At 70.5% G+C, this 15253-nt stretch carries 12 protein-coding genes; 1 reads left to right on the top strand and 11 read right to left on the bottom strand.

Annotated features, from left to right (window positions below; all coding sequences use genetic code 11):
* Nucleotides 1–19: 19 nt before the first annotated feature.
* On the bottom strand, nucleotides 20–1108 hold the full coding sequence (locus ABZO29_RS10670; RefSeq protein ID WP_367319908.1) for an ADP-ribosylglycohydrolase family protein: 1089 nt from the start codon (nucleotides 1106–1108) through the stop codon (nucleotides 20–22).
* Between the two features lie 226 nt (nucleotides 1109–1334).
* Between ABZO29_RS10670 and ABZO29_RS10665 the strand changes: the two genes are divergently transcribed.
* Complete coding sequence (locus ABZO29_RS10665) at nucleotides 1335–2486, top strand: glycerate kinase (RefSeq protein ID WP_367319907.1); 1152 nt, start codon at nucleotides 1335–1337, stop codon at nucleotides 2484–2486.
* 288 nt (nucleotides 2487–2774) lie between these two features.
* On the opposite strand, the gene pssA is transcribed toward ABZO29_RS10665, so the two are convergent.
* The 10 genes from pssA to ABZO29_RS10615 form a co-directional block, all read right to left on the bottom strand.
* A complete protein-coding gene (pssA, locus tag ABZO29_RS10660; RefSeq protein WP_367326101.1) occupies nucleotides 2775–3590 on the bottom strand; it encodes a CDP-diacylglycerol--serine O-phosphatidyltransferase in 816 nt (271 codons plus the stop codon).
* Nucleotides 3591–3612: 22 nt separating this feature from the next.
* Nucleotides 3613–4269 carry a phosphatidylserine decarboxylase gene (locus tag ABZO29_RS10655; protein WP_367319906.1) on the bottom strand — a complete coding sequence of 219 codons (657 nt, stop codon included), beginning with the start codon at nucleotides 4267–4269 and terminating at the stop codon, nucleotides 3613–3615.
* Between the two features lie 170 nt (nucleotides 4270–4439).
* Nucleotides 4440–5645, bottom strand: a complete 1206-nt coding sequence (locus ABZO29_RS10650; RefSeq protein ID WP_367319905.1) for an acyl-CoA dehydrogenase family protein — start codon at nucleotides 5643–5645, stop codon at nucleotides 4440–4442.
* 2 nt (nucleotides 5646–5647) lie between these two features.
* Nucleotides 5648–6160 (bottom strand): MaoC family dehydratase, encoded by a 513-nt coding sequence (locus ABZO29_RS10645; RefSeq protein WP_367319904.1) that lies wholly within the window; start codon nucleotides 6158–6160, stop codon nucleotides 5648–5650.
* A gap of 4 nt (nucleotides 6161–6164) precedes the next feature.
* Entirely contained in the window at nucleotides 6165–7130 is a 966-nt protein-coding gene (locus ABZO29_RS10640) for a CoA ester lyase (RefSeq protein WP_367319903.1), read from the bottom strand.
* A complete protein-coding gene (locus tag ABZO29_RS10635; protein WP_367319902.1) occupies nucleotides 7127–9154 on the bottom strand; it encodes a protein meaA in 2028 nt (675 codons plus the stop codon). The genes ABZO29_RS10640 and ABZO29_RS10635 overlap by 4 nt, the downstream gene beginning before the upstream one ends.
* 17 nt (nucleotides 9155–9171) lie before the next feature.
* The gene (ccrA, locus tag ABZO29_RS10630) at nucleotides 9172–10509 is read right to left on the bottom strand and encodes a crotonyl-CoA carboxylase/reductase (protein WP_367326100.1); all 1338 of its coding nucleotides are present in this window, start codon (nucleotides 10507–10509) and stop codon (nucleotides 9172–9174) included.
* A gap of 411 nt (nucleotides 10510–10920) precedes the next feature.
* Nucleotides 10921–12276, bottom strand: coding sequence for a polysaccharide deacetylase family protein (locus ABZO29_RS10625; protein WP_367319901.1), 1356 nt, complete (start codon nucleotides 12274–12276; stop codon nucleotides 10921–10923).
* A gap of 37 nt (nucleotides 12277–12313) precedes the next feature.
* Nucleotides 12314–13105 (bottom strand): hypothetical protein, encoded by a 792-nt coding sequence (locus ABZO29_RS10620; RefSeq protein WP_367319900.1) that lies wholly within the window; start codon nucleotides 13103–13105, stop codon nucleotides 12314–12316.
* On the bottom strand, nucleotides 13102–15174 hold the full coding sequence (locus ABZO29_RS10615) for a polysaccharide deacetylase family protein (RefSeq protein WP_367319899.1): 2073 nt from the start codon (nucleotides 15172–15174) through the stop codon (nucleotides 13102–13104). Before ABZO29_RS10615 ends, ABZO29_RS10620 begins: the two co-directional genes overlap by 4 nt.
* Nucleotides 15175–15253 lie beyond the last annotated feature (79 nt).

Here is a 15253-nt window from a genome sequence, read left to right as displayed (position 1 = left end):
CGGAGCCGCCCGGCCAGCCTCAGGTCTCCGCTTCCGCCAGTCTCAGGGTCCGTTCCGCCAGCTCGCTGATCCGTACGCCGTCGAAACCGAACACCGCACTGCGCACCGTGTCCTCCAGCGGGTCCTTCCACTGGTCGGGGATCGCGTCCGCCCCGGTCAGCACGCCGACCACCGAGCCGGCCGTCGCGCCGTTGGAGTCGGTGTCCAGGCCGCCGCGGACGGTCAGCGCGATGGTGCGGGTGAAGTCGCCGTCGCCGTACAGGAGCCCGGCGGTGAGGACGGCGGCGTTCGGGACGGTGTGGATCCAGCCCAGGCCCGCGGTCTCCTCCGCCACCGTGGTGAGCGTGTCCTCCCAGGCCAGGCGGGTCTCGTGGAGGGAGACGACCCGGCGTACGGTACGGGCGAGCCGGCTGCTCGCCGGGATCACGGTCAGTGCCTCGTCCAGCGCGTGCCGCACCGTCGGCGCCTCGAACGCCGCCGAGACCAGGGCGGCCGCCCACATCGCGCCGTACACGCCGTTGCCGGTGTGGGAGAGCACCGCGTCCCGGCGGGCCAGGGAGGCGGCGCGGCGCGGGACGCCGGGGCTGGTCCAGCCGTAGATGTCGGCGCGGATGAGGGCGCCGATCCACTCCTGGTACGGGTTGTCGTACGTCGCCGTCAGCGGCGGCTTGATCCCGTTGGCGAGGTTTCGGTAGGCGGCCCGCTCGGCGGTGAACGTCTGCAGATACGGCAGCCTCAGCAGCCACAGGTCCCCGACCTGCTCGGTGCTGAAGTCGAAGCCGTGCGTCTCCAGGAGGTCGAGTCCGAGGATGGCGTAGTCGACGTCGTCGTCGCGGCAGCTGCCGTGGATGCGGCCGCGCACGCACTGACGCCAGTCCGGCCGCAGGACGAAGCCGTCGCCGCTGCCGTCGTCGCCGCCGTCCGGGGGTTCGGGGAGGTAGTCCGTGAGGGGCAGGGCGGAGGCCTGCCGCAGGTAGCGGTCGATGCGGTCCCGCGTCCACAGGTCGCCCTGCTCGACCGGCTTGCCGAGCATGTTGCCCGCGATCCGGCCCAGCCAGCCACCGAGGACGCGGTCGGCGAGCTCTGGCTCAGTGCCCACAGGGGTCATGGTTCCGGTTTACCCAATTCCGGGGGCGGGCGCGCGGGGTTCGGCGGGGGAGACGCGGGGTTCGCGGAGCGGGACGCTGCGGGACGCCAAGGAGGTCCGCAGGGCGTTCTCACCGGATTCTCAGGGTCTGGGCGTGGCGTGGCGGCGGCGAGGCTCTCCGGTTAGGGTCGCAGCGGCGCGACTGGCCCCGACGTGCGTCGGGCCTGGAGAGCAAGGGGATGGCAACGTGGCGGACTCTGCAGTGCACGGCACCCGACGGGTGCTGGTTGCCGCGGACAAGTTCAAGGGCTCGCTGACGGCTGTGGAGGTCGCGGAGCGGGTGACGGCCGGGCTGCGCCGGGTCGTGCCGGATGCCGAGGTGGCGGCGCTGCCCGTCGCCGATGGCGGCGACGGGACCGTGGACGCGGCGGTCGCGGCCGGGTTCGAGCGGAGGGAGGTCCGGGTCGCCGGGCCCCTCGGGCACGAGGTGACGGCCGCGTTCGCGCTGCGCGGCGGCACGGCGGTCGTGGAGATGGCCGAGGCGAGCGGGCTGCAACGGCTGCCGGCGGGCGTCTTCGCGCCCCTGACCGCGTCGACGTACGGGTCCGGGGAGCTGCTGCGGGCCGCGCTGGACGCGGGCGCGCGGACGATCGTGTTCGGGGTCGGCGGGAGTGCGACGACGGATGGCGGCGCGGGGATGCTGTCGGCGCTGGGCGCTCGGTTCCTGGACGAGGACGGGGAGCCGGTGTCGCCCGGCGGGGGTGGTCTGACGGACCTGGCCCGGGCGGATCTGTCGGGCCTCGACCCGCGTCTTGAGTCGGTGGAGCTGGTTCTGGCGAGCGATGTGGACAACCCGTTGACCGGCCCGAAGGGGGCGCCGGCGGTGTACGGGCCGCAGAAGGGGGCTTCGCCGGACGACGTCGAGACGCTGGATGCCGCGCTCGCGCACTACGCGAAGGTGCTGGAGGAGGCGGTCGGTTCTGAGGCCGCGGAGTGCGCGGCGTCGCCGGGGGCCGGAGCGGCGGGTGGTATCGGCTACGGTGCGCTGCTGCTGGGGGCGCGTTTCCGGCCGGGCATCGAGGTCATGCTGGACGTGCTCGGGTTCGGACCGGCTGTTGAGCGGGCGGAGCTGGTGATCACGGGTGAGGGGTCGCTGGACGAGCAGACGCTGCATGGGAAGGCGCCGGCGGGGGTTGCCGCGGCCGCTCGGGCGGCGGGCAAGGAGGTCGTCGCGGTCTGCGGGCGGTTGGCCCTCCCGCCCGAGGCGCTGGGCAGGGCCGGGATCCGGCGGGCGTATCCCCTCACGGAGGTCGAGCCGGATGTGGCGACGTGCATCGCGGAGGCCGGTCCGATTCTGGAGCGGGTCGCGGAGCGGATCGGGCGGGACTTCCTGAGCTGAGGCCGGGGGTTTCTCGCGCCCGCCGCCCACCCGTCCCATCCCCAGGGGCGCTGCCCCTTCGACCCCGCCAGGGGGCTCCGCCCCCTGGCCCCCGGGCGTGTGCCCATCCACCACCCGACTCGGTCGGACAGGAGGGAACCCCAACGGCCCGGCTCGGTTTCTTGACGGGTTCACCTCTTGTCCGACCGAGACGGGGGTCTGGGGGCGGAGCCCCCAGCGACGCCCGTGGCAGCGCCGGGCACGCGAAGGGCCCCGACCACCCGGTCCGGGGCCCCACCCAGCGGAGCGCTACGGCAGCTGCGCCGCCCGCGCCTCGCGTCGGTTGTCGCGGAAGTTGTTCACCCGGCGGGCCGTGGCGAACAGCGGGATCACCGCGCCCATGACCAGCTGCAGCGCACAGCCCGTCTGGAGCAGCAGCTGGCCGCTCGGGGCGTCGAACGCCCAGGCGGCGAGCAGTCCCATCGACAGGACGATCCACGACAGCATCGCGACCGCGAGGCGGCCCCGCGGCTTCGGGTACTCCACGCGGCTCACCATCAGCCAGGCGGTGCCGAGGATGGCCAGGAGCGTCGCCACGAAAGGCAGCTCGAGGAGCACGATCGATACGACCGTCAGCGCGCCGAACGGCGAGGGCATGCCCTGGAACATGCCGTTCTTCACCGTCACGCAGGAGAATCTCGCGAGCCTGAGCACCACGGCCAGCAGCACGACGATCGCGCCCACCGCCGCCACCTTCTGGTACGCGTCGTCGGCCACCATGCCGTAGACGAGGACGAAGTACGCCGGTGCCAGACCGAAGCTGATCAGGTCGGAGAGGTTGTCCAGCTCGGCGCCCATGGGGGAGGAGCGGAGCTTCCTCGCGACCAGGCCGTCGAACAGGTCGAAGACCGCCGCGCACAGCATCAGGATGACCGCCGTGGCCGCGCTGTTGCGGGCCATGCCGGATTCCTGGCTGTCGGTGAGGTGCGGGATGAGGATGCCGGTGGTGGTGAAGTACACCGCCATGAAGCCGCACGTGGCGTTGCCGAGCGTCAGGGTGTCCGCTATCGACAGACGCAGGGAGAGGGGCATCTCCTCCTCGTCGTCCTCGTCGGCCTCGGGCACCCAGCCCGCCTGGGTCTCCGGATCAATCACGGTCAATGCGAGTCACCCCAGCCACCGTCTTCTGGCCGACCTCCACCGCGACCTCCACGCCCTCGGGCAGGTAGATGTCGACGCGCGAGCCGAAGCGGATCAGACCGATGCGGTCGCCCTGCTCGACCTTCGTGCCCTGCGGGACGTAGGGGACGATGCGGCGGGCGACGGCGCCGGCGATCTGGATCATCTCGATGTCACCGAGCTCGGTGTCGAAGTGCCAGACGACGCGCTCGTTGTTCTCGCTCTCCTTGTTGAACGCCGGAACGAACCCGCCGGGGATGTGCTCGACCGACGTCACCGTGCCGGAGAGGGGGGCGCGGTTGACGTGGACGTTGAGCGGGCTCATGAAGATCGCGACGCGGGTGCGTCCGTCCTTCCACGGCATGATGCTCTGCACCACGCCGTCGGCCGGGGAGATGACCCGGCCCTGTGCGATCTCGCGCTCGGGGTCGCGGAAGAACCACAGCATGCCCGCCGCGAGAGCGGTGGCGGGTACGGCGACGGCCTTGGCGACACCCGAGCGGCGGGCGCGGAGCAGGCTGACGGCTGCGGTGGCGACGGTCGGGAGAAGCCACGGCGATGCTCCGCGCGCGAGGCGTACGCCGACCAGGCTGTCGCGTGGTGCAGAGGTTTGGCTGTGGGGCATGGATGACCTTCGTAGCGGATGATGCCGCGCTTGACGGGGGACGGCGGCTTTCTGGGCGATCGTAGCGGCTCGGAGCCGTAACTGGGTAAGCCAGGAAGCCGAGTCGGCAGCCGAAGAGTGCTGACGGGGTGTGATCCTGTATTCCAAGAAAACACCCCGTATCCGGACATCTAGCCCTGGAATCGATACTCTTCGAGCAACCTGCGGCCGATGATCATCTTCTGGATCTCGGCCGTGCCTTCACCGATGAGCAGCATCGGGGCCTCGCGGTAGAGGCGCTCGATCTCGTACTCCTTGGAGAAGCCGTAGCCGCCGTGGATCCGGAAGGCGTCCTCCACGACCTCCTTGCAGTACTCGGAGGCGAGGTACTTCGCCATCCCAGCCTCAAGGTCGTTTCGTTCCCCGGAGTCCTTTTTGCGTGCGGCGTTCACCATCATGGCATGAGCGGCCTCGACCTTGGTAGCCATCTCGGCCAGCTTGAACTGGATGGCCTGGTGCTGGGCGATCGGCTTGCCGAAAGTGTGCCGCTGCTGGGCGTACTGGACACCGAGTTCGAAAGCACGCTGAGCGACGCCACAGCCACGCGCCGCCACGTTGACGCGGCCGACCTCCACGCCGTCCATCATTTGGTAAAAACCTCGGCCGGTGACCCCGCCGAGCACCCGATCGGCCGGAATCCGCAGGCCGTCCATGATGAGCTCGGTGGTGTCGACACCCTTGTAGCCCATCTTCTCGATCTTGCCCGGGATGGTGAGGCCGGGGCGGACCTCTCCGAAGCCGGGCTCCTTCTCGACGAGGAAGGTGGTCATCGACTTGTGGGGCGCGGTGCCCTCGGGGTGTCCTTCGTCACTTCGGACCAGGACGGCCACGAGTGAGGACGTACCACCGTTCGTCAGCCACATCTTCTGGCCGTTCAGAACGTACTCGTCGCCGTCCTTGACCGCCTTCGACGTGATCGCCGACACATCGGAGCCCAGGCCCGGCTCCGACATCGAGAAGGCGCCGCGGATGTCGCCGGCCGCCATCCTCGGCAGGAAGTGGTCCTTCTGCTCCTGCGTGCCGTGCTGCTTGAGCATGTACGCCACGATGAAGTGCGTGTTGATGATGCCGGACACCGACATCCAGCCGCGGGCGATCTCCTCCACGCACAGCGCATACGTCAGGAGCGACTCGCCCAGACCCCCGTACTCCTCGGGGATCATCAGGCCGAACAGGCCCAGCTCCTTCAGACCGTCGACGATCTGCTGCGGGTACTCGTCGCGGTGCTCCAGCTCGGTCGCGACCGGGATGATCTCCTTGTCCACGAAGTCGCGGACGGTGGAGAGAATCTCCTGCTGGATGTCGGTCAGACCGGCGGTCTGGGCGAGACGGGCCATGGCTACTTCTCCTGCTCCTTGAGCTCGGGGCGGCCGGGCTGCTCGCCGCCGCGCTCCTTGATGTACGTCTCGGTCGGCACCATCACCTTGCGGCGGAACACGCACACGAGCGTCCCGTCCTGCTTGTAGCCCTTGGTCTCGACGTGGACGATCCCGCGGTCGTTCTTCGACTTCGACGGCCACTTGTCGAGCACGGTCGTCTCGCCGTAGATCGTGTCGCCGTGGAACGTCGGCGCCACGTGCTTGAGCGACTCGATCTCCAGGTTGGCGATGGCCTTGCCGGAGATGTCCGGCACGGACATGCCGAGCAGGAGGGAGTAGATGTAGTTCCCGACCACCACGTTCTTGCCGAAGTCCGTCGTGTTCTCGGCGTAGTTGACGTCCATGTGGAGCGGGTGGTGGTTCATGGTGAGGAGACAGAACAGGTGGTCGTCGTACTCCGTGACCGTCTTGCCCGGCCAGTGCTTGTACGTCGCCCCGACCTCGAACTCCTCGTAGGTGCGCCCGAACTGCATCGCGTCACGCCTCCGGGATCTCGAACTTGCCGGTGCGCTGCATTCCCGCCGCGCGCCCCTTGCCCGCGATGACCAGCGCCATCTTGCGGCTGGCCTCGTCGATCATCTCGTCGCCGAGCATCGCGGAGCCCTTCTTGCCGCCCGCCTCGGACGTGTAGTAGTCGTACGCGTCCAGGATCAGCTCGGCGTGGTCGTAGTCCTCCTGCGAGGGCGAGAAGATCTCGTTGGACGCCTCGACCTGGCCCGGGTGCAGCACCCACTTGCCGTCGAAGCCGAGGGCCGCGGCGCGCTGGGCGACCTCGCGGTAGCCGTCGATGTTGCGGATCTGCAGGTAGGGGCCGTCGATCGCCTGGAGGTTGTTGGCGCGGGCGGCCATCAGGATCTTCATCAGGATGTAGTGGTAGGCGTCCGCCGGGTAGCCGGGCGGCTGCTCGCCCACGACCAGCGACTTCATGTTGATCGACGCCATGAAGTCGGCCGGGCCGAAGATGATGGTCTCGACGCGCTGGGAGGCCGTCGCGATCTCGTTGACGTTGTTGAGGCCCTGGGCGTTCTCGATCTGCGCCTCGATACCGATGCGGCCGACCTCGAAGCCCATGGTCTTCTCGATCTGCGTCAGCAGCAGGTCCAGGGCGACGATCTGCTGGGCGTCCTGCACCTTCGGCAGCATGATGCAGTCGAGGTTCTGGCCCGCGCCCTCGACGACCGTGACGACGTCGCGGTACGTCCACTCGGTCGTCCAGTCGTTGACGCGCACGACCCGCGTCTTGCCGGTCCAGTCACCCTCGTTGAGGAACTTGACGATGGTGTGGCGCGCCTCGGGCTTGGCGAGCGGCGCGCACGCGTCCTCGAGGTCGAGGAAGACCTGGTCGGCGGGGAGGCCCTGCGCCTTCTCCAGGAAGCGGGGGTTGCTCCCCGGGACCGCGAGGCAGGAGCGCCGCGGACGCAGACGGTTGACGGGCGTTGTCATGCGGGGACCTCCAGGGGGTCAAGCTTGTTCGCTTTGCGGATCTCGTCGACGATGCGGCCGATGATCCCGGTGATGTCGAAGTCCTTCGGGGTGAACACCGCGGCCACTCCGGCGGCCCTGAGCTGCTCGGCGTCCCCGTTGGGGATGATGCCACCGGCGATCACGGGTATATCTGTGGCACCGGCCACACGCAGCCGTTCGAGCACGTCCGGCACGAGCTGGGCGTGCGAGCCGGAGAGGATCGAGAGGCCGACCGCGTGCACGTCCTCCGCGAGGGCCGCGTCCACGATCTGCTCGGGCGTCAGGCGTATGCCCTGGTAGACCACTTCGAACCCGGCGTCGCGGGCCCGCACCGCGATCTGCTCGGCTCCGTTGGAGTGCCCGTCCAGGCCCGGCTTGCCGACCAGGAAGCGCAGCTTGCCGACGCCGAGGTCCCGAGCCGTCAGATCCACCTTCCGGCGTACCTGGGCCAGCGCGGTGCCCTCCTCGGCGGCCACCGCCACCGGCGCGGACGAGACCCCGGTCGGCGCGCGGAACTCGCCGAACACCTCGCGCAGGGCCCCGGCCCATTCGCCGGTCGTGACGCCGGCGCGGGCGCACTCCAGGGTGGCCTCCATGAGGTTGCCGGTGCCCTTGGCGGCCTCCTTCAGCCGCTCCAGCGCCTTGCAGGGGCGCGGGTGGTTGAAAGGCGGCTGGTAGCGGGTGTCGCGCCAGTTCTGGAGGGAGGCGATGACCCGGGCCTCGACCGCCGGGTCGACCGTCTGGATCGCCGTGTCCAGGTCGGCCGTGAGCGGGTTCGGCTCGGTCGTCTCGAAGATGTTGACGCCGACGATCTTCTCCTGGCCGGACTCGATACGGGCCCGGCGCTCGGCGTGCGAGGCCACGAGCTGCGACTTGAGGTAGCCCGACTCGACGGCGGCCATCGCACCGCCCATCTCCTGGATCCGCTCGATCTCCGCGAGCGACTCCTCGACCAGCGCCTCGACCTTCGCCTCGATCACCTTCGAGCCCTCGAAGATGTCCTCGTACTCCAGCAGGTCGCTCTCGTGAGCCAGCACCTGCTGGATGCGCAGCGACCACTGCTGGTCCCAGGGGCGGGGGAGGCCGAGGGCCTCGTTCCAGGCGGGGAGCTGCACGGCACGCGCGCGTGCGTCCTTCGAGAGCGTGACGGCCAGCATCTCCAGCACGATCCGCTGGACGTTGTTCTCCGGCTGCGCCTCGGTCAGACCGAGGGAGTTGACCTGCACGCCGTAACGGAAACGGCGCTGCTTGGGGTCCTCGATGCCGTACCGCTCGCGCGTGACCTTGTCCCAGATCCGCCCGAACGCCCGCATCTTGCACATCTCCTCGATGAAGCGGACTCCCGCGTTCACGAAGAAGGAGATACGGGCCACGACGTCCCCGAACTTCTCTTCGGGAACCTGCCCCGAGTCGCGTACGGCATCGAGGACGGCAATGGCGGTGGACATCGCGTATGCGATCTCCTGGACCGGAGTGGCGCCCGCCTCCTGCAGGTGGTAGCTGCAGATGTTGATCGGGTTCCACTTCGGGATGTGGGAGACCGTGTACGCGATCATGTCCGTCGTCAGCCGGAGCGAGGGGCCGGGCGGGAACACGTGGGTGCCCCGCGACAGGTACTCCTTGACGATGTCGTTCTGGGTCGTCCCCTGGAGCTTGGTGATGTCCGCGCCCTGCTCCTCCGCGACGACCTGGTAGAGCGCCAGCAGCCACATGGCGGTGGCGTTGATGGTCATCGAGGTGTTCATCTGCTCCAGGGGGATGTCCTGGAACAGCCTGCGCATGTCACCGAGGTGCGCGATCGGCACGCCGACCCGGCCGACCTCGCCGCGGGCGAGGATGTGGTCGGAGTCGTAGCCGGTCTGCGTCGGCAGGTCGAACGCCACCGACAGACCGGTCTGGCCCTTGGCGAGGTTGCGCCGGTACAACTCGTTGGACGCCTCGGCCGTGGAGTGACCGGCGTACGTGCGCATGAGCCACGGCCGGTCCTTCTGACGCTCAGTCATCTATGACCCCGGGTGTCTCAGACGTTGCGGAAGCGGTTGATGGCGTCGACGTGCTTGGCGCGCATCTCCTCGTCGCGCACGCCCAGGCCCTCCTCGGGGGCGAGGCAGAGGACGCCGACCTTGCCCTGGTGGAGGTTGCGGTGCACGTCGTAGGCGGCCTGCCCGGTGTCCTCCAGGGAGTAGACCTTGGAGAGCGTCGGGTGGATCTTGCCCTTGGCGATGAGCCGGTTGGCCTCCCAGGCCTCGCGGTAGTTGGCGAAGTGCGAGCCGATGATCCGCTTCAGGGACATCCACAGGTAGCGGTTGTCGTACTCGTGGTTGTAGCCGGAGGTCGAGGCGCAGGTGACGATGGTGCCGCCCTTGCGCGTGACGTAGACGGAGGCGCCGAAGGTCTCGCGGCCCGGGTGCTCGAAGACGATGTCGACGTCCTCGCCGCCGGTGAGCTCACGGATGCGCTTGCCGAAGCGCTTCCACTCCTTCGGGTCCTGGGTGTGCTCGTCCTTCCAGAACCTGTAGTCCTCGGCGGTGCGGTCGATGATCGCCTCGGCGCCCATCGAGCGGCAGATCTCCGCCTTCTGGGGGCTGCTGACCACACAGATGGGGTTGGCGCCGCCGGCCAGCGCGAACTGCGTGGCGTACGAGCCGAGTCCGCCGCTCGCGCCCCAGATGAGCACGTTGTCGCCCTGCTTCATGCCGGCGCCGTTGCGGGAGACCAACTGCCGGTACGCGGTGGAGTTGACCAGTCCGGGAGCGGCGGCCTCCTCCCAGCTCAGGTGACCGGGCTTGGGCATCAGCTGGTTGGACTTGACGAGCGCGATCTCGGCGAGGCCGCCGAAGTTCGTCTCGAAGCCCCAGATGCGCTGCTCGGGGTCGAGCATGGTGTCGTTGTGGCCGTCGCTGGACTCCAGCTCGACGGACAGACAGTGCGCGACGACCTCGTCACCGGGCTTCCAGGCGTTGACGCCCGGGCCGGTGCGCAGGACGACGCCCGCGAGGTCGGAGCCGATGATGTGGTACGGCAGGTCGTGCCGCTTGGTGAGCTCGGAGAGCTTGCCGTAGCGCTCCAGGAAACCGAAGGTCGGCAGCGGCTCGAAGATCGAGGTCCACACCGAGTTGTAGTTGACCGAGGAGGCCATGACGGCCACCAGGGCCTCGCCCGGGCCGAGCTCGGGCACGGGCACGTCGTCGAGGTGGATCGACTTGCGAGGGTCCTTGTCGCGGGTCTCGAGGCCCGCGAACAGCTCCGTCTCGTCCTTGTGCACGGTGATCGCGCGGTACGACTCGGGGAGCGGCAGTGCGGCGAAGTCGGCGGGCGTCGAGTCCGGCGACTGGATCGCGTCCAGGATGTCCTTCACGGTCACGGTGTTGCCTCCGGCGGTGAGCGCCCTGAGGGAGGGGCGCTGAGGGTTGCGTCGGGTGCTGCTGAGGGTGGGTGAACGGTGCCGTCGGTTCGGCTGTGGTGCTGTTCGGCAGCGCTTTGTGGCGCGGGAGGTTGCCTGTGACGCAGGCGTCCGGGCGCGCAGGCCCGGGAGAGGCTTGCGGGGACAGCCGGCGTACGAAAGGTCGCTGCACGCCGGCCGCCCGGACTACTCAAACGTATGACACTGCGTGCCACCTCGCAAGGCACTGGGTGCCGGTAATTGCTCTCAGGTGAAATCTTTACGTAACAAATGAGCGATGATCGATCAAAGCCGCTGTTGAGGAAAAGCAAACGACCGCGGGGGCGGCGGCACCGAGTGCCGCCGCCCCCGCGGTCGAGAGGTCGTTCAGGAGGCCTGGGCGAGCGAGAAGTCGTCCACCGTCGCGTGCCCCACGGCCGGCAGGGAGAGACCGAAGCTGATCGCCGTGTGGCCCGTGGGCACCGAGGGCGTCGTGTACGACGCCTGCTGCCAGCCGGCGGAGGCCGCGTACGCCGTGCTGCTCGTCCAGTACGTCCAGGTCCCGGACGAGGTGCGCAGATGCACGCTGAGCTTCACGGGCGCTCCCGCGGGCCAGTTGCCCTTGAACCACAGGCCCACCGTGTAGGTGTGTCCCGGGCTCACCGCGGGAGCGCAGGCGCCCGAGTCCTGCCGGGTGACCAGCTTGCGGTCGCCGCTCGTGTACGCGGTGATGTCGACGCGCTCGGCGCGTGCGCCGGTGTGCGCGTCCGTCGTGTGGGTCCAGGCGTAGGTGTTGGTGCCGTAACCGCCGAGCTGGAAGCAGGCCGGCACCCCACTCGTGGCGCTCTCCAGGGACGGGTTCTGCAGCGTGGTGCCGGGCGCCGGTCCCGGCACGCCGGGCTGGAGCGGTCCGCCGATCACCTCGTCGACCGTGGCCACCGTCGTGCCCCGGCCCTGGAGCCAGTCCAGGAAGGCGTCGAGGGTCGCGGGTGTCGTCGCGTACGTCGGATCGCACCCGCCGCACACGTGGTGCACGACGATCGGAACCCAGCCGCCGCCCTGCGCCTCGGCCTGGGTCACGTACTGCTGGAGCGTGGTCAGGGTGGTGCCCGTGGCTACCGAGTCGTTGGTGCGGACGTTGTACGGCTCGGCGGGCGGCACGGTGTTCGCGTACGGGCAGCCGTTGCACGAGCCGGGCGTGACCAGGCCGCCGACGTCCCGCGCGGAGTTGTAGCCGCAGTCGGCGACGTACCCCTCGGTGGCGGCACTCGAGTCGCCGAAGGGATAGGCGAAGTTCTTCACCGGCACACCCAGGTTCAGCAGGGCCACGCGGTCGTCGCAGATCTCGCGCTTCTGGTCGTCGGCGCCCAGGGCCGGAAGGTGCGGGTGGGTGACGGTGTGGCCGCCGATCTCGTGGCCGTCGGCGGCCAGTTGCTGCACCTGTGCGGTGGTCAGGTACCCCGGAAGGCCGAGGCGGCCGCTGTTGACGTAGAACGTGGCCTTCATGCCGTGGTCGGCGAGGATCGGGCGCGCCGCGGAGTAGTGGTCGGCCGGGCCGTCGTCGAATGTGAGCGACACGACGGTCGCCGCCTCGGGGGCTGCCTGCGCGGTGGGGTCGGCCAGGAGCAGGGCGGCCAGCGCGAGGGCGGCCGCCGTGAACAGCGCGGTGAGTGGGTGCCGTAAGACGCTCTGTCCTGCCCTTCCTGTTCCGGTCGGGGCTCTGCGGGACGTGGTGGCGTGCATGACGATGCCTCCCCTGGGTTCGGGCGGTACGGGCGGGTCATTCGGGGCGTGCGGTGAAGTCCCGGAACCGGAACTCCGCGTTGTCGCCGCGGATGCCGACGCCGCCCGGGCGGGACAGGCGGCCCGGAGCGTCGTCGGTCATGTCCAGGACGCGCCGGCCCGCGACGTCGAGCGTGATGCGGACGCGCCGGTCCGCGAGATCGGTGACGGTGGCGTCCACGTCGGCCCAGGTGTTCTGGGGCAGCGGCGCCCGCGCCGTCGCGAGCGTGACGTAGGTGCCGCCGTTCGACGGCCCGCCCGGGGTCTTGCGCTTCACCACCACGTGGCCGTCGCGCCTGGCCACGCTGACCGCGTAGCACTCCTGCTCGCTGTGGAAGCGCAGCCACAGGTGCACGCCGTCGTAGGAGCGTGCGGGTGTGCGGGGCGTGGTGACCAGCTCCGACAGACGCAGCCGCAGGGTGACACGGGCGTTCCCGAAGTCCCGGCGGCGCGAGGCCAGCCTGAAGACCGCCGAGTCGGTGGCACGTGACGACGTGGCGTCGGGCCGCTCGCCGTCGGGATGCCCCGTCCACCCCGCACCGTCGGCGCCGAAGACGGAGCCGCTCGTCATGGTCCAGTCGGGGGAGTGACGGGCGCCTGGCGCGTTGGGATGCCAGTACGCGAACTCGTTGGTGACCAGGCCCTGCCCCGGGAAGACGGGCCGGAACACGGACGTGTCGTGCCCGGCGGACGGCACGACCAGGAGCAGCACGCCCGCGAGCGCCCCCAGACCGAGCCCGGCCCCCGCCAGGGCTCGGGCGCGGCGGCGCAGCGCGGGCGGCAGTCTCACCGGCGGACCCCCTCCAGCGCGCAGTGCTCGAAGGCGGGCCAGGGCTGCAGTCCCGACGTGCGGTAGGCGGCCAGGGCGACCCCGCCGGTCCCGCCCGAGGCCGGCACCGTCGTCCGCACCGGCGTCCCGTCGACCGCGACCAGGGTGCTCCCGGCGCTCACGGTCACCCGCACCTGCCGGGCCGAGGCGGTCGGCAGCTTGCGTGAGAGCAGGGTGCGCGCATGGTCGTCCGGACCGGTCAGGACCGTGATCCAGCCCGCGGACAGCCGCACGGTGACCTGGTCGGGCGCGCCCCGCCGGACCACGACACTGCCGTGCAGTCCGTTCTCGGTCAGCCCGGTCAGCCGGGTGCGCAGGGTGTAACCGGTCCAGGCTCGACTGCTGCCCGGCCGGTACGCGGCGTACGTCCAGCCGCCGACCCCGACGGGCTGGACGGTGCCGTCCCCGATCACCGCCTGGGCCCGCTCGCCGTCGCCGTCGACCCAGCCACCGGGGGCGTCGAAGGGGCCGTGGGCGGCGGGCGGACCGGGCAGCGGCGCGAGCCGCACCTTCGCGTACGACGGCCAGGAGCCGACCGCAGGGTCCCTCGACACCGTCAGGGCGATGCCGCCGGTGCCGCGCACCCCGCGCGTGTGGGTCGTCGACAGGCTCACCCGGCCGTCCACCAGGGCGGTCGTCCGCGGCCCGGCCACGCTGATCCGCACCTCGTGGCCGGGACCGGGCGTGAGCGGGCGCTCGGCCAGCACCTCGTCGCGGTGCGGTCCGCCGATCAACTGCGCGGTGTTGTGCGAGATCCGCACGCCGACCGTGGCGTCACCGCCGACCCGCACGAACACGGTGCCCCGCCCGCCCCGCGCCGGAAGGCCGCGCAGCCGCGCGTCCACCGCGTAGTGGTCCCAGTCCGACGCGCCGTGGGGCGAGTACGCCGCGTACCGGTAGGACTCGGTGCCCGGGTACGGTCCGTTGCCCGTCAGGAATCCCAGGCTCTCCAGCGGCTTCCAGTCGTCGCCCGTCCACCGCGAGGGGAAGCTCAGCGGGTCCCCGGCCGGAGGCACCGGGGTGCGGGCGGCGACCCGGTCGAGCAGGTCGTCCGCGGTCGTGTCCGCGAACACCTCCAGGCGCTGGTACTGCTGGTGCGCCGTGGATCTGCGCCCCGGCGGCTCCGGCGTCAGCGTCTTGTCGGTGACTGCCGCGGCGAAGAGCCGCTCGATGAGGTCGCGCGAGTAGGAACTGTCCTCCTTCACCGGCTCCGCCGACTCCGAGAACGGGTACGCGAACAGCCGCGGCCGGGGCAGCCCGTGCTCCTCGAAGTCCTTCAGGGACCGGGTGAAGTCCGCGCGCACGCGCCGCTCGTAGTGCGCGGCGCTCTCCAACTGCCCCGTCGACGCGAGGTAGATGCGATGGGCCAGGAGCGAACCCACCTTGCCGTCGGGGCCGACGCGGGTGCGGCTGTGCAACTCGTGGGTGTGGTTCTCGAAGTCCCAGCGGCCCGACCGGGCCATCCTGGCGATCTCCTGCCACGACAGGTAGTACGGCCGGTGCTGTCCCACGCGCCCGGTGACGAGGAACGAAACGGCGGTCATGTCGTGCCGCGCCAGGATGCGGTCGCCGTACGTCCACAGACCGTGCGTGCCGTCGTCGAAGGTGAGCATCACCGAGCGCGGCGGCACCGGGCCGCCGAGCAGATAGGTGACGAACTCGTCGGTGGTGAGGGTGCGGTAGCCCGCCGCGCGCAGGGCCGTCAGCTGCCGCTCGAACTGCGCGGGGCTGACCACGTAGCGGCTCGGGCTGTCCGGCTGGAGATCGTGGTACGTGAGGATCACCGGCGCCGCCCGCTCCGGGAGCCCGGCGCCCACCGCCTTCCAGCGCGCGGCGGTCCGGGCGTCGACCCGGGCCTCGGGCGTCGTCTCCTGGCGGGTGACGTCGCGCTGTTCCACGTACAGCCGCCATGCCACGGCGAACGGCACGGCGAGGACCAGCGCCGTCAGGGCGGCGAGCCCCGTCCGCAGGCCTCGCCGGCCGAGACGGACGGCGAGGCGGGAGCGCTCCCCGGTCACAGGATCGACCACAGCGGCCAGCTCCCCCGGGACAGGACCAGCAGATACAACCCGGCGACCGTCGCCGCGGTCAGTAGCGCGGCGACGAACC

Origin of the sequence: Streptomyces sp. HUAS ZL42 (assembly GCF_040782645.1) — a bacterium.
GTDB lineage: Bacteria > Actinomycetota > Actinomycetes > Streptomycetales > Streptomycetaceae > Streptomyces.
Note: the sequence above shows the minus strand (reverse complement) of the source record. Positions and strands in the feature narration are given on the sequence as shown.